The following is a 26927-nucleotide window of genomic DNA, read 5'->3' on the forward strand; positions in this document are numbered from 1 at the left end:
GCCGATGGCCGAGCCGGCCGAGGGCGATACCCCCCTGATCGAGTTCCGCGCCGTCGCCAAGGTCTATGGCTCGGGCGAGGCGGAGGTGCGGGCGCTCGCCGGGGTCGACCTCGCGATCCACCGGCACGAATTCGTCGCCATCATGGGGCCGAGCGGCTCGGGCAAGTCGACCGCCATGAACATCATCGGCTGCCTCGATACCCCGACCTCGGGCGATTACCTGTTCGACGGCATTCCGATCACCGGCCTCGACCGGCGGCAATACACGCTGCTGCGCCGCCACATGCTCGGCTTCGTGTTCCAGGGCTTCAACCTGCTGCCGCGCACCTCGGCGGTCGAGAATGTCGAACTGCCGCTCGTCTATCGCGGCATGCCGCAGCGCGAGCGGCGGCAGCGGGCGCTCGCCGCGCTCGCCCAGGTCGGGCTCGAGCGGCGTGCCGACCATCAGCCCTCGCAGCTCTCCGGCGGCCAGCAGCAGCGCGTCGCGATCGCCCGCGCGATCGTCACCGAGCCGGCCGTTCTGCTCGCCGACGAGCCGACCGGCAATCTCGACACCAGGACCAGCCGCGAGATCATGGATCTCGTCGGCGCACTCAACCGCGACCGCGGCATCACCGTCGTGATGGTGACGCACGAGCCCGACATCGCCGCCTATGCGAAGCGGGTGGTCCGCTTCGTCGACGGCCGGATCGAATCGGACGAACGCCAGGAGCAGGTGGCCGCCTGATGTTCACCGAGACCCTCAAGCTCGCCCTCCACGCGATCCGGCGCAATCCGCTGCGCTCCTTCCTGACGGTGCTCGGCATCGTCATCGGCGTCGCGGCGGTGATCGCCATGGTGACGATCGGCAACGGCACGACCGTGCAGGTGACGGAGCGGCTGTCGGCGCTCGGCACCAATGTCCTGTTCGTCCGGCCCGGCCAGTTCGGCCCCGGTCGGGCGAGCAACGAGGCGAAGTCCTTCACCTGGCGCGACGTCGACGCCATGCGCAGCCAGGTGGCGGGGGTCTCCGCCGTCGCGCCGGTCTCGCAGAGCACGGCGACCGTGATCTATGGCGGCGCCAGCCGTTCCACCACCGTGGTCGGTTCGACCAGCGACTATCTGGTGGCACAGAACCGCATCGTGGCTTCCGGCCGCGGCTTTCTGCCGAGCGAGGAGCGCAGCGGGGCTGCCGTCTGCATCGTCGGCGACACCGTCAGGGAGAAGCTGTTCGGCTCCGCCTCCGCGGTCGGCGAGCGGATGCGGCTCGGCAGCTTTTCCTGCGAGGTCATCGGTGTCCTCGAGCGGAAGGGCGAGGGCGGCATGGGGCAGGACCAGGACGATATGGCCCTCATTCCGCTGCGCACCCTGCAGCGGCGGATCACGGGCTCCACCGGCATCAGCGCGATCTCCGTCGCGGTCCGCAGCGACGTCTCGACCACCAAGGTCCAGGGCGAGCTCGAGCGCCTGTTGCGCGAGCGGCGGCGCATCCTGCCCGGCCGCGAGGACGATTTCTCGGTGAACGACATGGCGCAGATCGTCGCGACCATGGCGAGCACGACGACGCTGCTGACCGGGCTGCTCGGGGCGGTCGCCGCCGTCAGCCTGCTCGTCGGCGGCATCGGCATCATGAACATCATGCTCGTCTCGGTCACCGAGCGGACGCGCGAGATCGGCATCCGCCTGGCGATCGGTGCGCTCGAGGGTCAGGTGCTGACGCAGTTCCTCGTCGAGGCGGTGGCGCTGTCGATCTTCGGCGGCGTGGTCGGCATCCTGCTCGGCCTCGCGCTCGCCTGGGGCGCGGTGACCGCGATGTCGGTGCCGTTCGTCGTCAGCGTGCCGATCGTCGCGCTCGCCTTCGGCTTCTCGGCGCTGGTCGGCGTGGTGTTCGGCTATTTCCCCGCCCGCAGCGCCGCGCGCCTCGATCCGATCGAGGCGCTCCGGCACGAGTGAGGCTCAGCCGAGCTCGTGTCGCCAGGGCGGGTCGGCGCCGGGGCGCGAGCAGGTGATCGCCGCGACGCGGTTCGCAAAGTCGAGCGCCGTCTGGAGCGCGGCGAGCGGCGTCGCCCGCACCGAGCCGACCGTGAGGTGGCCGAGTTCCGACAGCCGGGCGAGCAGACCGCCGGTGAAGGAATCGCCGGCGCCCACCGTATCGGCGACCGTGACGGGCACGATCGGGCTCTCGACCGAGCCGTCGGCGGCGAAGGCGATGACGCCCTTGCCGCCGCGCGTCACCACGACGAGGCCGGCGCCCGCCGCCCGCCAGCGCGCCGCGGTCTCGGCGACCGGCACGCCGGGATAGAGCCATTCGAGATCGGCGCCGGAGATCTTGACGATATCGGCCATCGCCGCCATCCGCTCGACCCGCGCCCGGAAGGCGGCGCCGTCGGTGATCAGGCTCGGCCGGACGTTCGGATCGTAGGAGATCACCCGTCGGCCGCGCTCGGCCGCCATCAGCGCCTCCAGACGATCGCCGATCGGCGGCGGGATCAGCGAGATCGAGCCGAAATGCAGCGCCTCGACCTCGGGTCCGAGCGGCCGGGTCGCCGGATCGTCGAGCCGCTCGGCGGAATTCTCGTCGAAGAAGGCGTAGGCCGGCTCGTCATGCGCGAGGCTGACGAAGGCGAGGGTCGAGGGCCGGCCGCTGCGCTCGACATAATCGAGCGCGACCTTGCTGCGTTCGAGTTCCGCGGCGAGCATGTCGCCGAAGAAATCCGTCGACACGCCGCCGAGAAAGCCGGCCGGCACGCCGAGCCTGCCGATCGTCAGCGCGACATTGTAGGGCGAGCCGCCGACCACCGGCCGGTAGGCGTCGTTGCCGCCGGTGTCCTTCACCGGCAGGAAGTCGATCAAGGCCTCGCCGCAGCTGACGATCATGCGCAATCCCCATCGGTGACCTCAAGCCCTCTACCGGATCGGCCGCGCGCCGCCAAGGGGCGCGCCACAGCCGGACCGGCGGGCCTGCGGCAAAGATGCGCTCGCCGGAGCGTGACTTGGGGCCGTGTCGCGTTCCGCGCTATAGAGGCGGGACGATGACGACCGACGTCACCTTCCTCCACGCGCTCGGCGCGGGCGCGCTCTCCTTCGTCAGCCCCTGTGTGCTGCCGCTGGTGCCGCCCTATCTCTGCTACGTGACCGGGCTCAGCCTCGACGAGGTGACGAACGCCTCGCGGCGCACCGTGCTCGTCGCCTCGCTCGCCTTCGTCGCCGGGTTCACCACCGTTTTCGTCGCGCTCGGCGCCACCGCCTCCGTGCTCGGCCGGATGGTGGCTCAGTATTCGGGCACGCTGGCGATTCTCGCCGGCGTCTTCATCATCATCGTCGGGCTCGGCTTCCTCGGCGTGTTCCGCATCGGCTTCCTGCAGCGCGACATGCGCTTCCGCGTCGCCACCCGGCCGGCGAGCCTCTTCGGGGCCTATGTGCTCGGCCTCGCCTTCGCCTTCGGCTGGACCCCCTGCATCGGCCCGGTGCTCGCCGCCATCCTCGCCGTCGCGGGATCGACGGAGACGGTCGGGCAGGGGGCCTCGCTGCTCGCCTTCTATTCGCTCGGCCTCGGCGTGCCCTTCCTGATCGCCGCCGCCTTTGCCGGCGCCTTCGTCGCGACCTTCGTGCGGTTCCGCCGCTTCGTCCCGGTCGCCGAGAAGGCGATGGGCGTGTTCCTCGTGCTGACCGGCGTGCTCTTCCTGACCGGCCAGATGACGCGGATGTCGTTCTGGCTGCTCGAGACCTTCCCCGGCCTCGCGACGATCGGCTGACCCGCCGGCGAACCGCACCGCGCCGGCCGCGTTGGACCGCCGTCACTCCCCTTCGTCATCCCGGCCGTCCGCTCGACGGCGGACGGAATTGTCATGTTCGGAGCGCCGATCGAGGCACCGAACCCCCGCGCATGCAATGGTTCCGTCGTCGGTGAGAAGAAAAGAAAATAGGCCTTCAAGGAGAGCGCGGAGGGAACGATCGTCCTTCTCGCCGGTTCTTTCGTCGATCGTCCAACAGGTCGGTCCCAAAGGAGGAAGATCATGAAGACCGAACTTCTGAAAGTCTCTGCCCTCGCCGCCCTTCTGGTCGCCGGATCGGTTCCGGCCTTTGCCCAGTCGAACCCGCCGGCGGGCGCCAATACCGAATGCGCTCCGGGCACGACGGGCACGATCGTCCCGAATGCGGACGGCACCACCAGCTGCGTGCAGAGCAACGCGAACGACAACAACTCGGCGACCGGCACGGATGCCCCGGGTACCGGTGGCACGGATGGCTCGGGCTCCGGCTCCCAGTAATCCGCCCGTCCTCGGCCTGCCCGAAGGAAGAAAGGCCCCGCAATGCGGGGCCTTTTTTCATGGTCGGGGGTCCGCCCCTGTTCCGGGCGGGCGCTGCTGTCGACGGTTCACGGCCTCGTCTCGACCTGGATGCCGAGGAGGTCGGGCAGCGTCTGCGGCGCCGATTTCGCCGCCGCCTCGATCGCCGTGATCGGCACCGGCGAGACGGGCGCAGCTGCAAAAGCGATCGTCCCGGGCGCCTTCAGGAAGGCCTGCAGGGCCGGCGCGAGCTTGCCCTGGAAGGTCGGGTTGCGCAGCACCATGAGCGCGAGCGGCACCGCGCCGACGATCTGGTTCCGGAAGGTGTCGGGCGAGACGTTCATCTTCTTCGCCTGCATGGCGAGCGCGCGGCCGACCACGGAGCGGTCCTCGATCGTCAACCGGCCGCTCTCGAAAAGCAGCGACGGTAGAGCCGCCTCGAGGCTCTGCGGGCGCTCGATCGCCGCGCGGGTGAGCCCGCGCAGCGTCGCGCTGGCGGTGATCCGGCCGATATCCTCGAGGGTGAGGTCGAACCCGTCGAGCGTGACGCTCTGGTCGGCCTCCCGCCAGCCGAGCCGGAAGCTCGAATCCCCCGCGACCCGGTCGTAGCCGAGCCCGGCCAGCATCTCCTGCGCCTTCGGGTCCTTGATCAGCGAGGCCGGGATATCGAGCCCGCGCATGGCATAGCCGATCTTCGTCGGGATCGGGCCGATATAGTCGCCGAGATCGAGCCGCAGGCTGTCGAGCTTGCCCGCCTCGGCGCCGCGCTTGAAATCGAACCCGAGCACCTCGGCGAAGCCGAGCGTCGGGATCAGCGGCGTCGGGTCCGCGGGCACGCCGCTCGCCTGAGCCTCGGCGGCGCGGATCACGGCTTCGATCTCGGGGAACCGGACGTCGCCGAAGGCGAAACGATCGAGGCCGAGATCGACCTCGCCCGGCACGGAGAGGTCGAAATCCTCGAGGGCGAATTCCCCAAGACCCTCCGCCGAAAGCTCCGAGAAGCGGATTGCTCCGAGATGGAAGCGGTCGATCTCGGGCGCCACGACGTCGAGGTCGCCCATCCGGATCATCCCGACGCTGTAGGTCTTGGCGAGGTCCGGCAGGATGGGCAGGAACTCCTTCCCGATTTCCTCCGGCGAGGCGTCCTGGCGGTTGATGAGGGCGTCGAAGAGCCCGGTGAAGCTGCGTGGCGGCTGACGCACCCGCTCCGCTTCCCCGGCGATCAGGCCGATCCGGGCGGAGCCGCCGGGAAACTCGTAGACGAGGTTGCGGATGGCCTCGTGTCCGACGACGATGCGCCACTGCATGTCACCGACCCCGCCGGCATAGCGGTCCGGGTCGAGCAGATGGACGATTGCGTCGAGATCGTAGCCGCTGCCCTCGATCCGGTCGGCGCGCATCTTGATGATGCCCTCGGGCGAGGGCATGTCCGAGACGATCGGGCCGACCGTCACCGTATTGATCTTGCCGTCGGCGAGCCCCCGCAGTTCATAGGTGCCGTAGGAGGACCGGGAGCGTTCGCCCTCGATCGAGTTTTCGACGTCGACGCGGGCGATCCGGATGAGGTCGGCCCGGGTCCGGGAGGCGATGGCGAAAGCCTTGACGACCGAGGTGGCGACCCGCTGCGGATCGAACCGGTAGTCGGCGAAACTCGGAACGGCGAGCCGGTCGATGGTGACGTCGTCGAGGTCGACGTCGAACACGCCGCCGGTGTCGATCCGCCCGCCGTCCGCGGTGATCTGCTGCGCCGAGAAGGCGCCGTCCGGCTGCTCCTCATAGCCGAACACCGTCACCTTCGCGAAGCTGATCACGACGGGGGCTTTCGCGATCTCGGTGGCGATCCGCAGGCCCGTGACGGTCGCCGTACGCTGCGCCGGATCGACGGTCAGGGCGCTCCGGCTCGCCGTCCAGTTCGGCGAGGCATCGATCGTGGCGATCCACGAATCGATCGCCGTCTCGACCGGCTCGGCGGCCGCCGCGGGACCGGCCGTGAAGACGACGGCGATCGCCGCCGCTCGGATCAGGCGCAGCTTGCGCATCGGGCGAACTCCTCGTGCCGCGACCGGCTTTCATCGGGAAGGGCCGGGCGGGAGACAGGGCCCGCCCGGGCGCACTCTCACTTGTTGGCGTCGATCCCGACCGACAGGATGTCGGGGATCGTCTGCGGCGCGGCCTGCGCGGCGCCCACAACCTGGAGCACCGGCACCGGCGCCGCCGGCGACGCGGTGATTGTGAGCGATTTCGGCGCCTTGAGGAAGGTGCTCGCCGCGGTTGCGACCTTTTCCTGGAAGGCCGGATTGCCGATGAAGTTGAGCATCAACGGCAGGCCGCCGGCGATCTGCTCGGCGAACTGCGCACCCGTCACGCCCATCGCCTTGCCCTGCATGTCGAGCACCCGCTCGACGAGGCCGGCATTGTCGAAGCGCAGGGTGAAGTCCTTGATGGTGACCGTCGCGGCCAGCTCGTCGGCCTTCTTCGGATCCTGGAGATTCGCGCGCGGCAGGCCGCCGAAGCTGCCGGAGAAGGCGACCTTGCCCATCTCCGCGCCTTCGAAGCTGAAGCTCGACAAGGTCAGCGACTGGCTGGCGTCGTCATAGCTGCCCGCGAGGTCGACATTGAGCGTCAGGCCGTCGGTATAGCCGAGCTCGGCGAGCTGCTCGCCCGTGCCCTCGTCGGCGGCGATGACCTCCTTCGGCACGACGATGTCGCCGACATACAGCGTGCCGCCCGCGATCGCGCCCTCGGCGGTCGCCGTCATCGTCGCGGCGATCTCGGCGATCGTCACCGGCGGCCGGCCGCCCTCGGCGACGGAGACCTCGGTCACGCTGAGGCTCTCGAAGGGCGTCAGCTTCGCTTCCGCAGTGATCTCGGCCGGCGAGGGAACGACCGCGTTCTCCATCGCCGCGGTCTTCCACGCGATCACCGTGTCCTTGTCGCCGCCATTGCCGCCATCGGCGGTGATCCGCGCGGCCGTGAAGCCGCCCGGCTGCCGGTCCTGCGGCGCCGTCACGACGAGCTTCGGCATGGTGATCGTGTTGTCGCGGCCCCCCGTGATCTTGAAATTGCTGATCACCACGTCGTCGCCTTCGGCGCTGGCCGATTCGAAGCTCGCCTTCTGATGGCCCCGCGCCTCGACGGCGGCGACGAGATCGTTGGCGATCTTCGTCGCGTCCGCGGCGAAGGCCGACGGCGCGATCAGCAGCGACGACGCCAGCAGCAGGCCGCGCAGCGCGTGACCGGTGGGAAGGGCGTTCATGAAGTCCTCCAGGTGAGACGAATGGGACCCCGCCCGCCGGGCCGGCTCGGGTGCCACAAACTGGTTACATCTTGAACGTGACGGTAGAACTGGGCAAGGCGAGGGCGGCGCCGCTGTGATCCGCGTCACGAAGGCGTGCGCCCTTGCGAGGCCCGCCTGCCGAGCCCCTCCTCACCGCCAATGCGGAAGGCGGCGAGCGGATCCATCGCCGCGCCGTCGGTATCCTCGGCCACCGTTCCGGCTTCGGCCGTCGCCCGGACGAGTTCGAGGAACGTGGCGCCGGGCAGGGCGGGCGCGAACAGATGGCCCTGCGCCGCCTCCACGTCGCGCATCCGCAGATATTGCAGCTGGTCGATCCGCTCGACGCCCTCGGCGATCACCTCCATGCCGAGATCGTGCGCCAGCTTGATCAGCGAGTCGACCACCGGCGCGGAAATCCGGTCGGTGCCGATCGTGTCGATGAACAGCTTGTCGATCTTCACGACGTCCATGCCGAGCTCCTGCAGATAGGCGAGCCCGCCATGGCCGGTGCCGGCGTCGTCGAGCGCGACGCGCGCGCCGAGGTCCTGCAGCCGCTGGATGACCAGCCGCGCCCGTTCGAGATCGGCGAGCGGCTGCCGCTCGGTCACCTCGAAAACGAGCTGATCGAAGCGGATGCGCGAGCGGCCGAAGATCGTCTCGACATCCTCGACGATCTGCAAATCCTCGAAATGATCGTCGAAGAGGTTGATCGAGAGCTTCAGCTCGGGCCGTGCCGCATAGGCCGCCTCGAGTTCGTCGCGCACCTTGCGCATCAGGCCGAGCGTCATCGGCAGGGCGAGGCCGGTCGCCTCGGCATGGGCGATGAAGGCGCCGGGCATCGACACCGTGCCGTCGGCGCGCCGCCAGCGGATCAGCACCTCACAGCCGACGAGGCGGCCGCGCTGGATGTCGACGACCGGCTGATAGTGGGGCACGAACTCGCCGCGCTCGATGCCGGCGCGGATCAGATTGCTCTCGCTCGGACCCCGCCGCGCGATGAGGGCGAAGCCGCAGGCGATGATGGCGCTCGCGAGCGCGCCGCCGAGACCGGCCCACTCCCGCAGCGGCCGCGTCTCCTCCCAGATCAGCGCGGTCGGGACACGGAAGGTGAAGCTGATCGGAAACTGGTCCGACGCCGCTCGGCCGGTGAACGGCTCCTGGTCGGCGAAGGCCGCCGGCGTGAGCCTCGTGCCGGCCGGCATCGCGCCGATCACCGAGCCGTCGTTCAGGACCAGCGCACCATAGGCCCCGCCGCGCAGCGCCATCGGCACGATGTCGGTGGCGATCACCTCGCCCGGGATCACCGCGTCGAGCGCCCGGCCGCTCGCCAACCGGAGCGACAGCATCAGGCCGGGGCTGTCGGTGTCCGGAAACAGCACGGTGCGCAGCCGGATCGCCCCGTCGGCGCTGTCCGCCGGCGCCGAGGCCGGCCGGATCGCCGCCACGTCGCCGGTATGATTGCACAGCGTCGTGCCGTCCGCGCCGGTCACCGCGACCTCCTTGACCGCGAAATTCGCGTAGACCGAACGCCGCATCATGTCGAGTTCGCGCAGGCTGCAGCCCTTGACCCCGAGCAGCTCGAGCTCGGTCAGCGTGACGACGCTGCGGCCGATGATGCGCTCGGCGCGGCGAATCGCCCGTTGCGCGACCATCTCGGCGATCTCGTGCCCTTCGGTGCGGATGTGCCAGAGCCCGAGCAGGTAGACGCCGATGAGCGGCGTCGCGGCGCAGAGAAGGCCGATCAGGCCGATCGCCAGCCTTCGACGACGGAGCATCACCAGCCACACCCCCCGTCGAGCAGGCGGAACGCGCCATTCCGGGCGCCACCTTTCCGGGTGGGCCGGCCGGCTCTGCGCTTCCGCCCCGCCGCGGCGGGGGCTATGGTCCCGGCGCGAAGAAGGAGGAACCTCGCATGGAATACCGGCTGCTCGGCCGCTCCGGCCTCAAAGTCTCCGTCCTGTCGATGGGCACCATGACCTTCGGCGGCGGCGGCGCCTTCGCCAAGGTCGGCCAGAACGACGCCGACGAGGCGCGGCGCCAGATCGACCAGTGCATCGATGCCGGCGTCAACCTGCTCGACACGGCGAACGCCTATTCCGGCGGTCGCTGCGAGGAGATCCTCGGCGAGGTGCTCGCGGAGAACGGCCGCCGCGACAAGGTGCTGATCGCCACCAAGGCGCGCTTCCCGATGGGCGAGGGGCCGAACGACCGCGGCCTGTCGCGCTGGCATCTCATCCGCGCCTGCGAGGCGAGCCTGAAGCGGCTGCGCACCGACGTGATCGACCTCTATCAGGTCCATCAGTGGGACGCGCTGACCCCGCTCGAGGAGACGATGGAGGCGCTCGACACCCTCGTGCGGCACGGCAAGGTCCGCTACATCGGCTGCTCGAACTATTCCGGCTGGCACATCATGAAGGCGATGGAGACGGCCCGTTCCGCCGGCGGCATCCCCTTCGTCGCGCAGCAGATCCACTACACGCTGCAGGCGCGCGAGGCGGAATACGAGCTCGTGCCGATCTCGCTCGACCAGGGCCTCGGCATCCTGATCTGGAGCCCGCTCGCCGGCGGTCTCCTGACCGGCAAATACCGCCGCGGCCAGGGCGATCCGGAAGGCTCGCGCCGCTTCAACGGCTGGCAGGAACCGCCGGTGCGCGACGAGGAGGCGCTGTGGAAGATCGTCGACGTCCTCGTCGAGATCGCCGAGGCGCGCGGCGTCTCCGCCGCCCAGGTGTCGCTCGCCTGGCTGCTCGCCCGGCCCGGCGTCACCTCGGCGATCGTCGGCGGGCGGACCCGGGAGCAATTCGCCGACACGCTCGCGGCGGCGGAGCTGAAGCTCACCGGGGAGGAGACCGCCCGGCTCGACGCGGTGAGCGAACTGCCGCTCCTCTATCCCTACTGGCACCAGTCCTGGACGGCGACCGACCGGCTCGGCCCGGCCGATCTGGCGCTGCATCGGCCCTATCTCGGCCGCCGCGGCCCGCGCTGAGGCGGGCGGGCGCCGCCCGTGCGGCGGCGCCGTCGATCGGGGCATGAGGGCGGCGGCGCTCATTCCGGCGGCAGCGGACGCGGTCGGCGGTCCTCGCCGAGCGCCACGAAGGTGAAGGTCGCCTCGGTGACCTTCGCCGCCTCGTTCCGGTCGCGCCGGCGCCGCCAGGCCTCGACGAAGATCCGCATCGAGGTCCGGCCGGTCGACAGGATCGAGCCGTAGATCGTCACCTCGTCGCCGACATAGACCGGCGAGATGAAGCTCATCCCCTCCACCGCCGCGGTAACGACGCGCCCGCGCGCCCGCTCGAGCGCGAGGGTGCTGGCGCCGAGATCCATCTGCGACATCAGCCAGCCGCCGAAAATGTCGCCCTGGTGATTGGCGTCGCGCGGCATGGCGATCGTGCGGATCACCGGCGTGGTGGTCGGCTGCAGCGTCTCGGCTGGGGACATCGAGCATTTCCAAGCGGATGCGAGGGTTCGCCTTTGTCGCCCGTCCGCGCGCCGGGCGCAACCGGAGAGCCGCGGCCCGGTGCGACCGTCCCCATCCGGTGCTAGGCTGGCGGCCCGGCACCGAGAGGGGATCCAGCCATGGCCAAGCAGTTTCCGAAGATCGAAGCGACCCATCGGTCGTTCATCGAGCGGCAGCACATCTTCTTCGTGGGCTCGGCCGCGCAGGGCACGCGCGTCAACGTGTCGCCGAAAGGGCTCGATGCGTTCCGGCTGATCGACGACCATGCGGCCGTCTATCTCGACCACACCGGCAGCGGCAACGAGACCGCCGCCCATCTCGCCGCCGACGGCCGACTCACCATCATGTTCTGCGCCTTCGACGGGCCGCCGCTGATCCTGCGGCTCTATGGCCGCGGGCGTATCCTGCCGCGTGGCGGTGCGGAGTATCGCGACCTGCTCGAGACGCTGTTCGGCGACGTGGAGCCGGTCGGCGCGCGCCAGATGGTGCGCATCGATTTCGACCTCGTGCAGACCTCCTGCGGCTTCGGCGTCCCGCTCTACGACTATGAGGGCGAGCGGCCCTCGCTGCCGCGCTGGGCCGCGTCGAAGGGGGAGGAGGGCATCGTCGCCTATCGGCGCGAGAAGAACAGCGTCAGCATGGACGGCCTGCCGACCTTCCTCGTCGAGGCCGACGAGGCGGCCGCCGGCTGAGCCGCGGCGGCGGGCCGAAACGAAACGGGGCGCCCGAAGGCGCCCCGCTCGTTCGATCGTCGATCCGACCCTCGGTCAGACCGAGTAGTACATGTCGTATTCGACCGGATGCGGGGTGTGCTCGAAGCGGATGACCTCTTCCATCTTCAGCTCGATATAGGCGTCGATCATCGGCTTGGTGAAGACGCCGCCGGCGAGCAGGAACTGGTGGTCCTTCTCGAGCGAGGAGAGCGCCTCGCGCAGCGAACCGCACACCGTCGGGATCTTCTTCAGCTCCTTCGGGGGCAGGTCGTAGAGGTTCTTGTCCATCGCCGGGCCGGGATGGATCTTGTTCTGGATGCCGTCGAGACCGGCCATCAGCATCGCCGAGAAGGCGAGGTAGGGGTTCGCGCCCGGATCGGGGAAGCGGACCTCGACGCGCTTCGCCTTCGGCGAGGTCGCGAAGGGGATACGGCAGGAGGCCGAGCGGTTGCGCGCCGAATAGGCGAGCAGCACCGGCGCCTCATAGCCCGGGACGAGACGCTTGTAGGAGTTCGTCAGCGGGTTGGTGAAGGCGTTGAGCGCCTTGGCGTGCTTGATGATGCCGCCGATATAGTAGAGGCAGATCTCGGAGAGATCCGCATACTCCTTGCCGGCGAAGACCGGCTTGCCGTCCTTCCAGATCGACTGGTGGACGTGCATGCCCGAGCCGTTGTCGCCATAGATCGGCTTCGGCATGAAGGTCGCCGTCTTGCCGTAGGAATTGGCGACGTTGTGGATCGCATATTTGTAGATCTGCAGGTGGTCGGCCATCGTCACCAGCGTGCCGAACTTCATGCCGAGCTCGTGCTGGGCGGAAGCGACCTCGTGGTGGTGCTTCTCGACGACGACACCCATCGAGGCCATCGCGGCGAGCATGTCGCCGCGCATGTCCTGCAGCGAGTCGATCGGCGGAACCGGGAAGTAGCCGCCCTTGATGCGGACGCGGTGGCCGAGATTGCCGCCCTCGATATCGGCGTCCGAATTGATCGGCAGCTCGATGTCGTTCAGCTTGAAGCCGGTGTTGTACGGGGTCGCGGCGAACTTGACGTCGTCGAACACGAAGAACTCGGCCTCGGGGCCGAAGAAGGCGGTGTCGCCGATGCCGGTCTGCTTCAGATAGGCTTCGGCCTTTTTGGCGATGCTGCGCGGATCGCGGTCATAGGCTTCGCCGCTGATCGGCTCGAGCACGTCGCAGACGATCGAGAGCGTGGTCTGCGCGAAGAACGGGTCGATCGTCGCGGTCGACGGGTCCGGCATCAGCAGCATGTCCGACTCGTTGATCGCCTTCCAGCCGGCGATCGACGAGCCGTCGAACATCGTCCCCTCGGCGAAGATCTCCTCGTCGATCATGGTGATGTCGAACGTGACGTGCTGCCACTTGCCGCGCGGATCCGTGAAGCGGAAATCGACATACTTCACGTCCTTTTCCTTGATCAGCGAAAGGACGTCCTTGGCGGTTGTCATGTTTGCCCTCGTTGGCGTTGTTCGAAACCGATTCCGGATCGGAGGCTGGCCGGAGACCGGGAGGGGGAGAAGGGAGGCGCCGGCCGGATGCCGGCAGCATGCTTAGGCGAGGCGTCAGATGGCGTCCAGACCGCTTTCTCCGGTCCGGATGCGCACCGCTTCCTCGATGTTCGAGACGAAAATCTTGCCGTCGCCGATCCGGCCGGTCTGGGCGGCCTTGCGGATCGCATCCACCGCGCGCTCGACCATCTCGTCGGCGAGCACGATCTCGACCTTCACCTTCGGCAGGAAATCGACGACGTATTCCGCACCGCGATAGAGCTCGGTGTGGCCCTTCTGCCGTCCGAAGCCCTTGGCCTCGGTCACCGTGATGCCCTGGAGGCCGACTTCCTGCAGCGCTTCCTTCACTTCATCGAGCTTGAACGGCTTGATGATCGCTTCGATCTTCTTCATCGCCTCCGCATCTCCGACTGCTTGCTTCGTCCGGCTCTCGCCGGGCCGGTCCTAGCCCCTGCTTGCAGGCTCCGTGCCACCCGGCGCACCACGCGCCATCGCCGGAATATTGGGCTCTTTCATGCCGTTCGGCCGGGTCTGTGGGGATGAAACCGGGTCGAGGCCGCTTAGGCAATGGGCAAGTGCACATTCTTGGTGCAGATCGCCTGCCCGATGTGTGTTGCAAGCGGCCACCGGCTGGCGAAACTCCCGGCAGAGACCGCCGCGGCCACAGACGGGGACGTGATGATCGAGCTGCTCACGCCGACCGAGATGGCCGAGGCCGATCGGCTGGCGATCGCCGCCGGCACGCCGGGCCGCCGGCTGATGGACCGCGCCGGGCGGGCCGTCGCCGACGTGGTGGCGCGCCGGCCGCTCGGCACCCGCGTCGCGGTCGTCTGCGGCCCGGGCAACAATGGCGGCGATGGCTTCGTCGCGGCGCGCATCCTCGCCGAGCGCGGCTATCCGGTGACGCTCGCGCTGCTCGGCGCCGCCGAGCGGCTGAAAGGCGATGCGGCGGAGGCTGCGGCGCTGTGGCGCGGGGCTGTGCTCGCGCCCGAGGCGCTCGATCTCGCCGGTGCCGGGGTGATCGTCGACGCGCTGTTCGGCGCCGGGCTCGACCGGCCGCTCGAAGGCGCGGCGGCGGCGCTCGTCGACCGGATCAATGCGGCCTCCGCCGAGGTGATCGCCGTCGACCTGCCGAGCGGCGTTTCGGGCGCCACCGGGGCGGTGCTCGGCACCGCCGTCGAGGCGGAGGAGACGGTGACCTTCTTCCGCATGAAGCCCGGCCATGTGCTCGCGCCCGGCCGGTTTCTCTGCGGCCGCGTCCGGCTCGCCGACATCGGCATCCCCGAACGCGTCCTCGCCGCGATCGCGCCGCGCGCCACGCTCGACCGGCCGGAACTGTGGCGCGCCGCGCTCGCGCGGCCGTCGCGCACCGGCCACAAATATGACCGCGGCCATGCCGTCGTCGTCTCCGGCCCGATGACCCGCACCGGGGCGGCCCGGCTCGCCGCCCGTGCGGCGCTGCGCGCCGGCGCCGGCCTCGTCACCGTCGCCTCGCCGCCCGACGCGCTCGCCGTCAATGCGGCGCATCTGACGGCGATCATGCTGCGCCGGATGGAGGGCGCGGGCGGCCTCGCCGACCTGCTCGCCGATGCCCGGCTCAATGCGGTGGTGCTCGGCCCGGCGCTCGGCGTCGGGGAGGGGACGGCGGCACTCGTCGAGGCCGCGCTCGCCGCCCCGGCCGCCGTGGTGATCGACGCCGACGGGCTGACGAGCTTCGCCGCCACGCCGCAGCGGCTCTTAGACGCGATCCGCCGGCGGGAGGCGCCGGTCGTGCTGACGCCGCACGACGGCGAGTTCGCCCGGCTGTTTCCCGATCTCGCCGACGCACCCGGCAAGCTCGAGCGCGCCCGCGCCGCCGCCGCCCGTTCGGGCGCCGTCCTCGTGCTCAAGGGACCCGACACGGTGATCGCCGCGCCCGACGGCCGCGCCGCGATCGCCGACAATGCGCCGGCCGATCTCGCCACCGCCGGATCGGGCGACGTGCTCGCCGGTCTGGTCGGCGGATTGCTCGCCCGCCGGCTCGCTGCCTTCGAGGCGGCGGCCGCCGGCGTGTGGCTGCACGGCGAGGCGGGGAGGGCCGCTGGCATCGGTTTGATCGCCGAAGACCTGCCGGAAGCGCTCCCGCGGGTGCTGAGCGGGCTTTTTGATTGACCCTGCGCGCGCGGGTGTTATAGAGCGCGGCCTTGACTCCTGCCCCGCCGGGCGGCGTCGGCGGGCGTGGCGGAACTGGTAGACGCGCTGGATTTAGGTTCCAGTGGCGAAAGTCGTGGGGGTTCAAGTCCCTCCGCCCGCACCAGACCGGGACGCTCCTTCGGCAGGCGAATACGAGAAACGGACAAGACGACCATGCAGGTGACCGAGACCCTCACCGAGGGCCTGAAGCGCAAACTCGAGATCGTCGTTCCGGCGAGCGAGCTCGACAGCCGGCTCTCGGCCCGTCTGGAAGATCTGAAGGGCCGTGTGCGCCTGAACGGCTTCCGTCCCGGCAAGGTGCCCGTCGCGCATCTGCGCCGTCTCTACGGCAAGGCGACGATGGCCGAGATCGTCCAGGAACTGCTGAACGAGAACGCCCGCAAGACGCTCGAGGAGCGTGGCGAGCGCGCCGCCCTCCAGCCGAGTTTCGACCTGCCCGAGGACGAGGGCGAGGCGAACGAGATCCTGACCGGCAAGAAGGATCTCGCCTACACGATGAGTTACGAGGTGCTGCCGAAATTCGCCCTCGGCGATTTCCGCGGCATCAAGATCGAGCGGCCGATCGTCGACGTGACCGAGGCCGAAGTCGACGAGCGGCTGCAGCAGCTCGCCAAGGACTCCCGCCCCTATGAGGCGAAGGAGGGCGCGGCGGAAGACGGCGACCGGCTGACCATCTCCTATCTCGGCAAGATCGACGGCGAGCCCTTCGAGGGCGGCGCGGACGAGAACGCCTTCGTCGTCATCGGCTCCGGCCGCTTCATCCCCGGCTTCGAGGAGCAGCTGCTCGGTGCGACGGCGGGCGAGGAGCGTGTGCTCTCGGTGACCTTCCCCGAGAATTACGGCGCCGCCAATCTCGCCGGCAAGGCCGCCACCTTCGACGTCACGGTGAAGGAAGTCGCCTCGCCCAAGGATGCCGAGATCGACGAGGAATTCGCCAAGCGCTTCGGCATCGAATCGCTCGACAAGCTGAAAGAGGCGCTGCGCGACCAGCTCGTCTCGCAGTTCGGCGCCGCGACGCGCCAGAAGGTGAAGCGCCAGCTGCTCGACGCGCTCGACGAGAAGCACCAGTTCGAACTGCCGCCGACCATGGTCGAGCAGGAGTTCAACAACATCTGGGGCCAGGTCGAGCAGGACATGCAGCGCTCCGGCCGCAGCTTCGAGGACGAGAACACCACCGAGGAGACGGCGAAGGCCGACTACCGCAAGATCGCCGAGCGGCGTGTCCGCCTCGGCCTCGTGCTCTCCGAGATCGGCGAGCAGGCGAAGGTCCAGGTCACCGACGAGGAGGTGCAGCGCGCCCTCGTCGACCGGATCCGCCAGTTCCCCGGCCAGGAGCAGCAGGTCTACGAGTTCTACAAGAACAATCCGGACGCCCTCGCCAGCCTGCGCGCGCCGATCTTCGAAGAGAAGGTCGTCGACTATCTGCTCGAGCTCGCCGACGTCACCGACAAGACGGTGTCGAAGGACGAGCTGCTCGCCGAGGACGAGGACGAGAAGGCCGCCTGAGCGGCCCGATCGCACGGCGGAATTTGACGGGGCGGTCCGGTCGGGCCGCCCCGCTTCCGTTCCGGGATCCGTCGGCTCTTCCGTCCGCCGGTCCGCTACCCTATGTATGGCCGGCGCAGGCCCGGAATCGGTTGCTTCCGAGTGAGGTCGCCCGGGCCTGCGGAGTTTTTGGCGACGCCGAAGGACGATCATGAAGGATCCAGTCGACCTCTACATGAACACGCTCGTGCCGATGGTCGTCGAGCAGACCAATCGCGGCGAACGGGCTTTCGATATCTATTCGCGACTCCTCAAAGAGCGCGTGATCTTCGTCACCGGTCCGGTCGAGGACTACATGGCGACGCTGATCACCGCGCAGCTCCTGTTCCTCGAGGCGGAGAACCCGAAGAAGGAGATCGCGATGTACATCAACTCGCCGGGCGGCGTGGTGTCGTCGGGCCTCGCGATCTACGACACGATGCAGTTCATCAAGCCGGCGGTGTCGACGCTGTGCATCGGCCAGGCCGCCTCGATGGGCTCGCTTCTGCTGACCGCCGGCCAGAAGGGCATGCGCTTCGCGCTCCCCAACGCCCGCGTCATGGTGCATCAGCCCTCGGGCGGCTATCAGGGCCAGGTGACGGACATCCTCATCCACGCCCGCGAGGTCGAGAGCCTGAAGCGGCGGCTGAACGAGATCTATGTCCAGCACACCGGCCAGGATTACGAGACGATCGAGAACGCCCTCGAGCGCGACAATTTCATGGTGGCGGACAAGGCGGTCGAGTTCGGACTGATCGACGCAGTGCTCACCACCCGCGAGGCGCTCGAGACCGCCACCAAGAAGGACTGAGCCGCCGCATCGCGGCCACACAGACGGAACTTCGGCCCCGTTCCGTCGACGAACAGCCGGTTGCGGACTGGTCCGCAACTGTTTGCGCGATTAAGTATCTCTTGAACACGGGCCGGATGGCGTGTTTGGATCGCAGGGTCCGATCGCGTCCGTCGGACGAGGCGAGACGGCCCGGCGAGCGGGCCGCCGGTCGACGAGCCCGACCGGAGCCCCAGGACAAGCCGTCCGGATATCGCATCCGATCGGCAGCGAGGTAATTGGATGAGCAAAGTCAGCAGCGGCGACACCAAGAACACGCTCTACTGCTCGTTTTGCGGCAAGAGCCAGCACGAGGTGCGCAAGCTGATCGCCGGCCCGACCGTCTTCATCTGCGATGAATGCGTCGAGCTCTGCATGGACATCATCCGCGAGGAATCGAAGTCCTCGCTGGTGAAGTCGCGCGACGGCGTGCCGACGCCTACCGAGATCTGCGCGGTGCTGGACGACTATGTCATCGGCCAGCGCCACGCCAAGCGCGTGCTGTCGGTGGCGGTGCACAACCACTACAAGCGCCTCAACCACGCCGCCAAGAACAACGACGTGGAGCTCGCCAAGTCGAACATCCTGCTGATCGGCCCGACCGGCTGCGGCAAGACGCTGCTCGCGCAGACGCTCGCCCGCATCCTCGACGTGCCCTTCACCATGGCGGACGCGACGACGCTGACCGAGGCCGGCTATGTCGGCGAGGATGTCGAGAACATCATCCTCAAGCTGCTCCAGGCGGCGGACTACAATGTCGAGCGGGCGCAGCGCGGCATCGTCTATATCGACGAGATCGACAAGATCAGCCGCAAGTCCGACAATCCCTCGATCACCCGCGACGTGTCGGGCGAGGGCGTGCAGCAGGCGCTCCTGAAGATCATGGAGGGCACCGTCGCCTCCGTGCCGCCGCAGGGCGGCCGCAAGCACCCGCAGCAGGAATTCCTGCAGGTCGACACCGCGAACATCCTCTTCATCTGCGGCGGCGCCTTCGCCGGGCTCGAGAAGATCATCTCGGACCGCGGCCGGTCGACGTCGATCGGCTTCGGCGCCAATGTCGCGGGTCCCGAGGACCGCCGCACCGGCGAACTGTTCCGCCAGGTGGAGCCCGAGGATCTGCTGAAGTTCGGCCTGATCCCGGAATTCGTCGGCCGTCTGCCGGTGCTCGCTACCCTCGAGGACCTCGACGAGGGCGCGCTGATCTCGATCCTGACCGAGCCGAAGAACGCGCTCGTCAAGCAGTATCAGCGCCTGTTCGAGATGGAGAATGTCGATCTGACCTTCCATCCGGACGCGCTCACCGCGATCGCCAAGAAGGCGATCGAACGCAAGACCGGCGCGCGCGGCCTGCGTTCGATCATGGAGGCGATCCTGCTCGAGACCATGTTCGACCTGCCCGGCCTCGACGGCGTGCAGGAAGTCGTGATCTCCGGCGAGGTGGTCGAGGGCAAGGCACGCCCGCTCTACATCTATGCCGAGCGCCAGGACGAGGCGGTCGGCGCCGGCGCCTGATCGCGTCGGCAGCGACGAAACGACCGGAACGGCGGGCCTCGGCCCGCCGCTTCGTTTTGGAGGCGCCGTCACCCTCCGTCATTCCCGGCGGAGGCCGGCCCGGCAAGACGCGCTCCCCGTCATTGCCGCGGAGGCGGGAATCCATGCCACGGAGGCCGGTTCGGCGTGACGGATCCCCGCCTTCGCGAGGATGACGGATGACGAAGCCGCATCGACGAAGAAACGGCCCGTCCGCCCGGTGCCGATGGCTGACATCCCCCTTCGGGAGCGCTATATCCCGCTCCCATTCCCCGACGAGGACGAGACGATGAGCGGAACGGAGCGGTCGAGCGAAGGCCTCGACCTTCGCAGGCGACGGATCCTGTTCCGGTCCTGGCATCGCGGCATGCGCGAGACGGACCTCCTGCTCGGCCGCTTCGCCGACGCTCATGTCGCCGATCTCTCCGAGGCCGAGCTCGACGGTTTCGAGGCGCTGATGGAGGCGCCCGACGACCGGCTCTACAAATGGCTGGTCGGAACCGAAGCCGCGCCCGCCGATTTCGACACGGCGCTGTTCCGCCGCGTCCTCGCCTTCCACCAGCTCCGCGCGACCTCATGATCCGTTTCGAGACTGTGCTCGGCCGTCCGGCGACGACGCTTTCTGGCGTGCCGGAGGGTTTCGACGGCAAGGTGATCGCCGATCTCGCCCAGCTCGCCGCGAAGAAGGGGCACGCGCGACTGCTCGTCGTCGCGCGCGATGCCAGCCGGATGGCCGATCTCGAGGCGGCGCTCCGCTTCTTCTCGCCGGCGACCGAGGTGGTCGCCTTCCCCGCCTGGGACTGCATGCCCTATGACCGGGTGTCGCCGAACGCCGCGGTGGTCGCCCGGCGGATGGCGACGCTGGCGCTGCTCGCCCAGCCGGCGGGCAAGAGCAGCCGCGCCCTCGTCGTGCTGACGACCGTCAACGCCGCGATGCAGCGCGTGCCGCGGCGGGACCTCCTCGCCCGGCAGAGCCTGTCGATCGCCGCCGGCAACCAGTATCCGATGGACAGGCTCGTCCGCTGGCTCGAGGACAACGGCTTCATGCGCACCTCGACGGTGCGCGAGGCGGGCGAATATGCGGTGCGCGGCGGCATCGTCGATCTGTTCGCCGCCGGCGCCGGCGAGCCGGTCCGGATCGACTATTTCGGCGACACGGTCGAATCGATCCGCGCCTTCGACGTCGAGAGCCAGCGCTCGACCGGCCAGCGCCGCCGGCTCGATCTGGTGCCGACCAGCGAGGTCGTGCTCGTCCCCGAAACGATCAGCCGCTTCCGGGAGGGCTATGTCGGCCTGTTCGGCGCCGCACCGCGCGACGACCTGCTCTATCACGCGGTGAGCGAGGGCCGGCGCTATGTCGGCCTCGAACACTGGCTGCCCTTGTTCTCGGACGGGCTCGACACGCTGTTCGACTATGCGCCCGCCGCACCCGTCGTGCTCGACCATCTCGTCGAGGAGGCGCTCGCCGAGCGTCTCGACGAGATCGCCGACCATTACGAGGCGAGGAAGAACGCGCTCGGCGAGAACCAGGGCGGCACGATCTACCGGCCCCTGCCGCCCGACCGGCTCTATCTGTCGCGGGACGAATGGCGCACGCGCGAGGCGGCGGCGCCGCTCATCCGCATCTCGCCTTTCGCCGAGCCCGACGAGAGCAAGGCGCTCGACCTCGGCGGCCGCCGCGGCCGCGTCTTCGCGGCCGAGCGTGCAGCCGGCGACGTCAACGTCTTCGACGCGGTGATCGGCCATCTCGCGGGGCTGCGCGAGAAGAAGCGCGTGCTCATCGCCGCGTGGTCGGACGGCGCGCGCGACCGGCTCACCCAGGTGCTCGTCGATCACGGCCTGAAGCGGGCGCAGAAGGTCGCCGACTGGGGCGCCATGGTGGCCCTCGACAAAGGCATGGTCGGCCTCGCCGTGCTCGGCCTCGAAGCGGGCTTCGAGACGCCGGATCTCGTCGTGCTCGGCGAGCAGGACATTCTCGGCGACCGGCTCGTGCGGCCGCGCAAGAAGAGCCGCAAGGGCGCCGATTTCCTCACCGAGGCGACCGGCCTCTCCGAGGGCGATCTCGTCGTCCATATCGACCACGGCATCGGCCGTTTCGTCGGCCTGAAGACGGTCGAGGCGGCCGGCGCGCCGCACGACTGTCTCGAGATCGTCTATGCCGGCAATGACCGGCTCTATCTGCCGGTCGAGAACATCGAGCTCCTGTCGCGCTACGGCTCCGAGGACATGGAGGCGCAGCTCGACAAGCTCGGCGGCCCCGCCTGGCAGGCGCGCAAGGCCAAGCTCAAGAAGCGCATCCGCGACATGGCGGACGCGCTGATCAAGGTCGCCGCCGCCCGCGCCATGCGCCACGCCGCGGCGATGACGCCGCCGGAAGGCCTGTGGGACGAGTTCGCGGCGCGCTTCCCCTATGAGGAGACCGAGGACCAGCTCGGCGCGATCGAGGCGGTCGCCGAGGATCTCGGCTCCGGCAAGCCGATGGACCGGCTGATCTGCGGCGATGTCGGCTTCGGCAAGACCGAGGTGGCGCTGCGGGCCGCCTTCCTCGCGGTCATGAACGGCAAGCAGGTGGCGGTCGTCGTGCCGACGACGCTGCTCTCCCGGCAGCACTTCAAGACCTTCGCCAGCCGGTTCGCCGGTTTCCCCGTGCGCGTCGAGCAGGCCTCGCGGCTCGTCTCGGCGAAGCAACTCGCCGAGACGAAGAAGGGTCTCAAGGAGGGCCAGGTCGACATCGTCGTCGGCACCCATGCCCTGCTCGGCAAGGGCATCGAGTTCAAGGATCTCGGCCTGCTGATCATCGACGAGGAGCAGCATTTCGGCGTCAAGCACAAGGAGCGCCTGAAGGAGCTGCGCGCCGATGTGCACGTGCTGACCCTCTCGGCGACGCCGATCCCGCGCACGCTGCAGCTCGCCCTGACCGGCGTGCGCGAACTGTCGCTGATCACCACGCCGCCGGTCGACCGGCTGGCGGTCCGCACCTTCATCTCGCCCTTCGATCCGCTCGTGGTGCGCGAGGCGCTGCTGCGCGAGCGCTATCGCGGCGGCCAGAGCTTCTATGTCTGCCCGCGCGTCGCCGATCTCGACGAGCGGCGGAAGTTCCTCGCCGAGTTCGTGCCGGAGGTGAAGGTCGCAGTGGCGCACGGCCAGATGCCGGCGACCGAGCTCGAGGACATCATGAACGCCTTCTATGACGGCGCCTACGACGTGCTGCTCTCGACCACCATCGTCGAATCCGGCCTCGACATCCCAACCGCCAACACGCTGATCGTGCACCGCGCCGACATGTTCGGCCTCGCCCAGCTCTACCAGCTGCGCGGCCGGGTCGGCCGTTCGAAGACGCGCGCCTATGCGCTCTTCACCGTGCCGGCCGACCGCAAGCTCAATGCGACCGCCGACCGGCGGCTCAAGGTGCTGCAGTCGCTCGACACGCTCGGCGCCGGCTTCCAGCTGGCGAGCCACGATCTCGACATCCGCGGCGCCGGCAATCTGCTCGGCGAGGAGCAGTCCGGTCACATCAAGGAGGTCGGCTTCGAGCTCTACCAGCAGATGCTCGAGGAGGCCGTCGCGGCGCTCCGCCAGGGCGGCGGCGCGGAGGAGGCGGAGGACGGCCGCTGGTCGCCGCAGATCACCGTCGGAACGCCGGTCATGCTGCCGGAGAGCTATGTGCCGGACCTGTCGCTGCGCATGGCGCTCTACCGCCGGCTCGGCGATCTCGAGGAAACCGAGGAGATCGACGCCTTCGCCGCCGAGCTCGTCGACCGCTTCGGCCCGATGCCGGAAGAGGTCGAACATCTCCTGAAGATCGTCTTCATCAAGGCGCTCTGCCGCAAGGCGAATGTCGAGAAGGTCGATGCCGGCCCGAAGGGCGTCGTCATCTCGCTGCGCAACAACACCTTCGCGAACCCTGCCGGCCTCGTCCGCTATATCGGCGAACAGGGCGTGCTGGCGAAGATCCGGCCGGACCAGAAGATCGTGCTGATGCGCGACTGGGACGAGCCGGAGAAGCGGCTGAAGGGCACGGCCGTTGTGATGACGCAGCTCGCCCGCCTCGCGACCGAGGGCGGCAAGAAGGCCGCCTGAGGGCCGCCCGCGCGCCGGCGCGGAGCCTCCTGGATCAAGTCCCGCCCGAGGGGGAAGGCGGTCCGGACGCGGGCTACCGCTGCTATCGCGCCGGCTCGGCGCCCGCCTTCGCCGGCACGGGGCGGGGCGTCGTCGCGGCGCGCGCCGCCGGCCGGGCGAGTTCCGCCATCCGGTCGCCACGCCGTTCGGCGGCCGTCCGCGCGACGGCGGCCGGTTCCGGCACACCGCCGGTCAGCCGGAACGTCTCGCCGCCCGCGTCGACCGCCACCGGACCGGCCGGCACGAAGCCGTCGGCGAGCACTTCCGCTCCGCCCGGGCCGACCGGCTCGGCGACCGCGGCGCCGCGCAGGTAGAGCCGCGCCCCGCTGGCGGTCCGGGCGATCCGCGTCTCGGCGAGCACCGGGCCGCCTTCGCCCGCCGCCGCGATCGGCCCGACCGGCAGCGCCGCGGGCCGCGCCTCGATGCGGCGGCGGGCGACGAGTGTCGCCTCGGCCGGTGCCGAGACGTCGATCAGCCGACCCGCCGTATCCCCCAAGGGCCGCGCCGCGCCGCCGCCGTCGCGGTGGAGCGCGAGCCAGGCCCGCGGCGGCGTCGCGACCCGGGCGGCGAGCGCCGGCACGACGAGGGCGGGCGCGAGCACGATGTCGGGCGCCACCGCGCCGATATGGGCGGCGAGGCCGGCCATGTCGCGGCAATGATGGAGATGTAGCGTGCCGCCGGAGAGCAGCCAGGGCACCAGCGCCGCGCCGATCCCGGCGACGCCGGACAGGGCATAGGGCGACAGGAGCGTCGTGCCCGGACCGATCCGTGCCTCGAGCATCGGCCCGGCGGCCGTCGCGATCCACTGATTGGCGCTGCGCCGATGGAGCGCCGGCTGCTCCGCACCGTCTTCGGCGCCGAAGGTCAGCGTCGCGGCGTGGTCGGCAGGATTGTCGGCCCGTGCGACCCGGCCCGGCACGGCCCCGCCGCCGAAGCGCAGCATGGTGCCGAGATCGAGCACGCCGTCGGAAAGGCCGGGCCCGAAGCCGAACACGAAGCGCAGGCCCGGCACGTCGGCCGCCGCCGCCCGCGCCGTGTCGGCGAGCCCCAGCGCCTCGACACGGCGATGGCTGACGAGCGCGCTCGGGCGGATCCGGGCGAGCTGTGCCGCCGTCTCCTCGGCGCTCGAAAGAAGCGGCAGGGGCGCGGCGATCAGCCCGGCCCGGAACACCGCGAGGAGCGTCACCACCGTGTCGACCGTCGGTGGCGCGTGCAGCGCGACGACGGCGTCGGGGAGGAGGCCGATCATCTGGAAGAAGCCGGCGAGCGCGTCGACCCGCGCATCGAGCGCGCGCCAGGACAGGCGCTCCGGCGGCAGGTCGTTCCAGGCGGCGCGCTCGGGGTCGTCGGCGAGGGCGAGGGCATCGGGATGCGCCGCCGCCTGCTTGGCGAGCAGGCGATCGAGCGTCGCCGTGCCGGAAAGGCCGGCCGCCGCGTGCCGCGCCAGCCGGGCCGGGTCGGCGGCGATCACCGCGCCGCCTCGGTCGACCACCAGGTCGACAGCGTATAGCCCTGCAGCGCGCTCGTCTGCGGCCGGGCGATCCGCGTCCAGCGCGCCACCCAGACATCGGGCAGGTAGAACAGCGGCACGACATAGTGCTGCGAGATCAGCACGCGGTCGAGCGCCCGCACCGCATCGACGAAGTCCGGCCGGTCGCGCGCGGCGAGCAGCGCTGCGATCATCGCGTCGATCGCCGGCTCGTGCGCGCCGACATAGTTGAACGATCCCTCGATGCCGGCGGCGCTGCTCGCCCAGCGATTGCCCTGCTCGTTGCCGGGCGACAGCGAGGCCGGCCAGGCGGTCTGGATGATGTCGAAGTCGAAGCTCGCGACGCGGCGCTGATACTGCGTGGCGTCGACGAGGCGCACGGTCGCGGCGATGCCGACCCGCCGCAGCGTCCGTTGCCAGGCGAGCGCCAGCCGCTCCTGGTCGCGCGCCTGGACGAGGATTTCGAAGCCGAGCGGCGTGCCGGTCGCGGTCTCGACGAGCGCATTGCCCTTCAGCGCGTAGCCGGCGGCCCCGAGGAGATCGAGCGCGGCGCGCATCACCTTGCGGTCGCCGCCCGAGCCGTCGGCGACGGTCGGGCGGTAGCTGCCGTCCATCACGTCGGGCTCGACGGCGCCGGGGAAGGCGGCGAGCAGCGCGCGCTCGCCCGCGCTCGCCGGCCGGCCGACCGAGGACAGCTCGGAATCCTCGAAGAACGAGGCGTTCCGCGCATAGACCCCGAAATAGAGCGTCTTGTTGATCCATTCGAAGTCGAACAGCATGGCGAGGGCTTCCCGCACCCGCACGTCCGACAGGGCTTTTCGCCGCGTGTTGAGCGCGAAGCCGTTCATGCCCTTCGGCAGGCCCGTCTTGAAGCTCTCCTTGACGACGCGGCCGTCGGCGACGGCGGGGAAATCGTAGCCGGTCTCCCAGGAGGTCGGGTCGACTTCCGGATTGACGTCGTAGAGCCCCTTCTTGAACGCCTCGAACATCGCGTTCCGGTCGGTGTAATAGTCGACCTTGATCTCGTCGAAATTGTCGAAGCCGCGCTTCACCGGCAGGTCCTTCGCCCAATAGTCCGGATTGCGGCGGTAGGTGACCGACTTGCCGGGCGAGACCGCGGCGATCACATAGGGCCCCGAGCCGATCATCGGCTTCAGGGTCGACTGGTCGAAGGTCGCGGGATCGATCGCGTGCTTCGGCAGGATCGGCATCAGGCCGAGGAGGAGCGGCAGTTCGCGGTCGGAGCCGTCGGCGAAGGTGAAGCGGACGCCGCGCTCGCCGACCGTCTCGCTCTTCACCACCTTCGAATACCAGCTGCGATAGATCGGCCGGCCTTTGTCGCGCAGGATCTCGAGCGAGAAGATCACGTCGGCCGGGGTGATCGGCGCGCCGTCCGAGAAGCGGGCGCGGGGATCGATCGTGAATTCGACAAAGGAGCGGTCGTCCGGCGTCTCGACCGTCTGCGCGACGAGGCCGTAGAGCGTGAAGGGCTCGTCGCGGCCGCGCACGAGGAGGCTCTCGAAGACGTTGTTGCCGAGGCTCACATCCCAGATGCCGCGGGCGGTCGTCGTCGCGCTCTTGACGATGAAGGGATTGAGGCTGTCGAACGTGCCGGTGAAGGCATAGGTGACGCGGCCGCCCTTCGGCGCGTCGGGGTTCGCGTAGGCGAAATGGTCGAAATCGGCGGGGAGGGCCGGCGCGCCGTGCATGGCGATGCCGTGCTGCGGCGCCGCCGCGACCGGCGCCGCGAGGGCGAGGAAGGCCGCGGCGAGCGCGGCGAGGCGGAGCGCGATGGTCTTCACGGTGAGGGCTCCCCGAGGACGCCCGGCCTCCCTGCGATTCGATCCGCGGAGAATAACACACCGCTCCGCAGCCTCGGCGCCGCCGCCGATGCGCGGGAAGGCAGCGCTCCGCATGCACGGCGCTGGAAATCGGTCCGAACGCAAGCTAAACATGCCGCGCCGGGTAACGGGTCACCGTGTCGCCTCATTTGCTGGCCACTCC

The 26927-nt window shown here is 69.6% G+C and carries 21 protein-coding genes and 1 tRNA gene; 13 read left to right on the forward strand and 9 right to left on the reverse strand.

What is annotated here, in order from left to right; genetic code table 11:
* Nucleotides 1–4 precede the first annotated feature (4 nt).
* A complete protein-coding gene (locus tag GGQ63_RS00720; RefSeq protein WP_183851681.1) occupies nt 5–727 on the forward strand; it encodes an ABC transporter ATP-binding protein in 723 nt (240 codons plus the stop codon).
* Nucleotides 727–1932: an ABC transporter permease gene (locus GGQ63_RS00725; RefSeq protein WP_183851682.1), complete on the forward strand. Its 1206-nt coding sequence runs from the start codon at nt 727–729 to the stop codon at nt 1930–1932. The genes GGQ63_RS00720 and GGQ63_RS00725 overlap by 1 nt, the downstream gene beginning before the upstream one ends.
* Before the next feature lie 3 nt (nt 1933–1935).
* Here GGQ63_RS00725 and GGQ63_RS00730 read toward each other — a convergent pair whose 3' ends face one another.
* On the reverse strand, nt 1936–2856 hold the full coding sequence (locus GGQ63_RS00730; protein WP_183851683.1) for a carbohydrate kinase family protein: 921 nt from the start codon (nt 2854–2856) through the stop codon (nt 1936–1938).
* Nucleotides 2857–3011: 155 nt separating this feature from the next.
* On the opposite strand from GGQ63_RS00730, the gene GGQ63_RS00735 reads away from it, so the two are divergent.
* Together GGQ63_RS00735 and GGQ63_RS00740 are read left to right on the forward strand one after the other, a co-directional pair.
* Nucleotides 3012–3734, forward strand: coding sequence for a cytochrome c biogenesis CcdA family protein (locus tag GGQ63_RS00735; protein WP_183851684.1), 723 nt, complete (start codon nt 3012–3014; stop codon nt 3732–3734).
* A 261-nt stretch (nt 3735–3995) separates the two neighbouring features.
* Entirely contained in the window at nt 3996–4250 is a 255-nt protein-coding gene (locus GGQ63_RS00740; RefSeq protein ID WP_183851685.1) for a hypothetical protein, read from the forward strand.
* A gap of 107 nt (nt 4251–4357) precedes the next feature.
* Here GGQ63_RS00740 and GGQ63_RS00745 read toward each other — a convergent pair whose 3' ends face one another.
* From GGQ63_RS00745 to GGQ63_RS00755, 3 genes are all read right to left on the reverse strand, one after another.
* Nucleotides 4358–6307 (reverse strand): hypothetical protein, encoded by a 1950-nt coding sequence (locus GGQ63_RS00745; protein ID WP_183851686.1) that lies wholly within the window; start codon nt 6305–6307, stop codon nt 4358–4360.
* 77 nt (nt 6308–6384) lie between these two features.
* Complete coding sequence (locus GGQ63_RS00750; protein ID WP_183851687.1) at nt 6385–7524, reverse strand: hypothetical protein; 1140 nt, start codon at nt 7522–7524, stop codon at nt 6385–6387.
* A 125-nt stretch (nt 7525–7649) separates the two neighbouring features.
* A complete protein-coding gene (locus GGQ63_RS00755; RefSeq protein WP_246429583.1) occupies nt 7650–9320 on the reverse strand; it encodes an EAL domain-containing protein in 1671 nt (556 codons plus the stop codon).
* Nucleotides 9321–9457: 137 nt separating this feature from the next.
* On the opposite strand from GGQ63_RS00755, the gene GGQ63_RS00760 reads away from it, so the two are divergent.
* A complete protein-coding gene (locus tag GGQ63_RS00760; RefSeq protein ID WP_183851689.1) occupies nt 9458–10531 on the forward strand; it encodes an aldo/keto reductase in 1074 nt (357 codons plus the stop codon).
* A 59-nt stretch (nt 10532–10590) separates the two neighbouring features.
* On the opposite strand, the gene GGQ63_RS00765 is transcribed toward GGQ63_RS00760, so the two are convergent.
* Complete coding sequence (locus tag GGQ63_RS00765; protein ID WP_183851690.1) at nt 10591–10983, reverse strand: acyl-CoA thioesterase; 393 nt, start codon at nt 10981–10983, stop codon at nt 10591–10593.
* Between the two features lie 138 nt (nt 10984–11121).
* Here GGQ63_RS00765 and GGQ63_RS00770 point away from each other — a divergent pair, with 138 nt between their 5' ends.
* The gene (locus GGQ63_RS00770) at nt 11122–11694 is read left to right on the forward strand and encodes a pyridoxamine 5'-phosphate oxidase family protein (RefSeq protein WP_183851691.1); all 573 of its coding nucleotides are present in this window, start codon (nt 11122–11124) and stop codon (nt 11692–11694) included.
* Between the two features lie 75 nt (nt 11695–11769).
* Here GGQ63_RS00770 and glnA read toward each other — a convergent pair whose 3' ends face one another.
* The gene (gene glnA, locus GGQ63_RS00775; protein ID WP_183851692.1) at nt 11770–13179 is read right to left on the reverse strand and encodes a type I glutamate--ammonia ligase; all 1410 of its coding nucleotides are present in this window, start codon (nt 13177–13179) and stop codon (nt 11770–11772) included.
* A 114-nt stretch (nt 13180–13293) separates the two neighbouring features.
* Nucleotides 13294–13632, reverse strand: a complete 339-nt coding sequence (locus tag GGQ63_RS00780) for a P-II family nitrogen regulator (protein ID WP_183851693.1) — start codon at nt 13630–13632, stop codon at nt 13294–13296.
* Between the two features lie 285 nt (nt 13633–13917).
* Between GGQ63_RS00780 and GGQ63_RS00785 the strand changes: the two genes are divergently transcribed.
* From GGQ63_RS00785 to mfd, 7 genes are all read left to right on the forward strand, one after another.
* Nucleotides 13918–15390 (forward strand): NAD(P)H-hydrate dehydratase, encoded by a 1473-nt coding sequence (locus GGQ63_RS00785; RefSeq protein ID WP_183851694.1) that lies wholly within the window; start codon nt 13918–13920, stop codon nt 15388–15390.
* A 60-nt stretch (nt 15391–15450) separates the two neighbouring features.
* Nucleotides 15451–15535, forward strand: a tRNA-Leu gene (locus GGQ63_RS00790).
* 50 nt (nt 15536–15585) lie between these two features.
* Entirely contained in the window at nt 15586–16938 is a 1353-nt protein-coding gene (tig, locus tag GGQ63_RS00795) for a trigger factor (RefSeq protein WP_183851695.1), read from the forward strand.
* A gap of 190 nt (nt 16939–17128) precedes the next feature.
* Nucleotides 17129–17767 carry an ATP-dependent Clp protease proteolytic subunit gene (locus tag GGQ63_RS00800; RefSeq protein WP_183851696.1) on the forward strand — a complete coding sequence of 213 codons (639 nt, stop codon included), beginning with the start codon at nt 17129–17131 and terminating at the stop codon, nt 17765–17767.
* 261 nt (nt 17768–18028) lie between these two features.
* A complete protein-coding gene (clpX, locus tag GGQ63_RS00805; RefSeq protein ID WP_183851697.1) occupies nt 18029–19297 on the forward strand; it encodes an ATP-dependent Clp protease ATP-binding subunit ClpX in 1269 nt (422 codons plus the stop codon).
* 307 nt (nt 19298–19604) lie between these two features.
* Nucleotides 19605–19895 (forward strand): FAD assembly factor SdhE, encoded by a 291-nt coding sequence (locus GGQ63_RS00810; RefSeq protein ID WP_183851698.1) that lies wholly within the window; start codon nt 19605–19607, stop codon nt 19893–19895.
* A complete protein-coding gene (gene mfd / locus GGQ63_RS00815) occupies nt 19892–23395 on the forward strand; it encodes a transcription-repair coupling factor (RefSeq protein ID WP_183851699.1) in 3504 nt (1167 codons plus the stop codon). Before GGQ63_RS00810 ends, mfd begins: the two co-directional genes overlap by 4 nt.
* An 82-nt stretch (nt 23396–23477) precedes the next feature.
* On the opposite strand, the gene GGQ63_RS00820 is transcribed toward mfd, so the two are convergent.
* Entirely contained in the window at nt 23478–24905 is a 1428-nt protein-coding gene (locus GGQ63_RS00820; RefSeq protein WP_183851700.1) for an AMP-binding protein, read from the reverse strand.
* A complete protein-coding gene (locus tag GGQ63_RS00825) occupies nt 24902–26632 on the reverse strand; it encodes an extracellular solute-binding protein (RefSeq protein ID WP_246429585.1) in 1731 nt (576 codons plus the stop codon). Before GGQ63_RS00825 ends, GGQ63_RS00820 begins: the two co-directional genes overlap by 4 nt.
* Between the last annotated feature and the right edge of the window lie 295 nt (nt 26633–26927).

This window comes from Prosthecomicrobium pneumaticum (genome assembly GCF_014199915.1).
GTDB classification, from domain to species: Bacteria; Pseudomonadota; Alphaproteobacteria; order Rhizobiales; family Kaistiaceae; genus Prosthecomicrobium; species Prosthecomicrobium pneumaticum.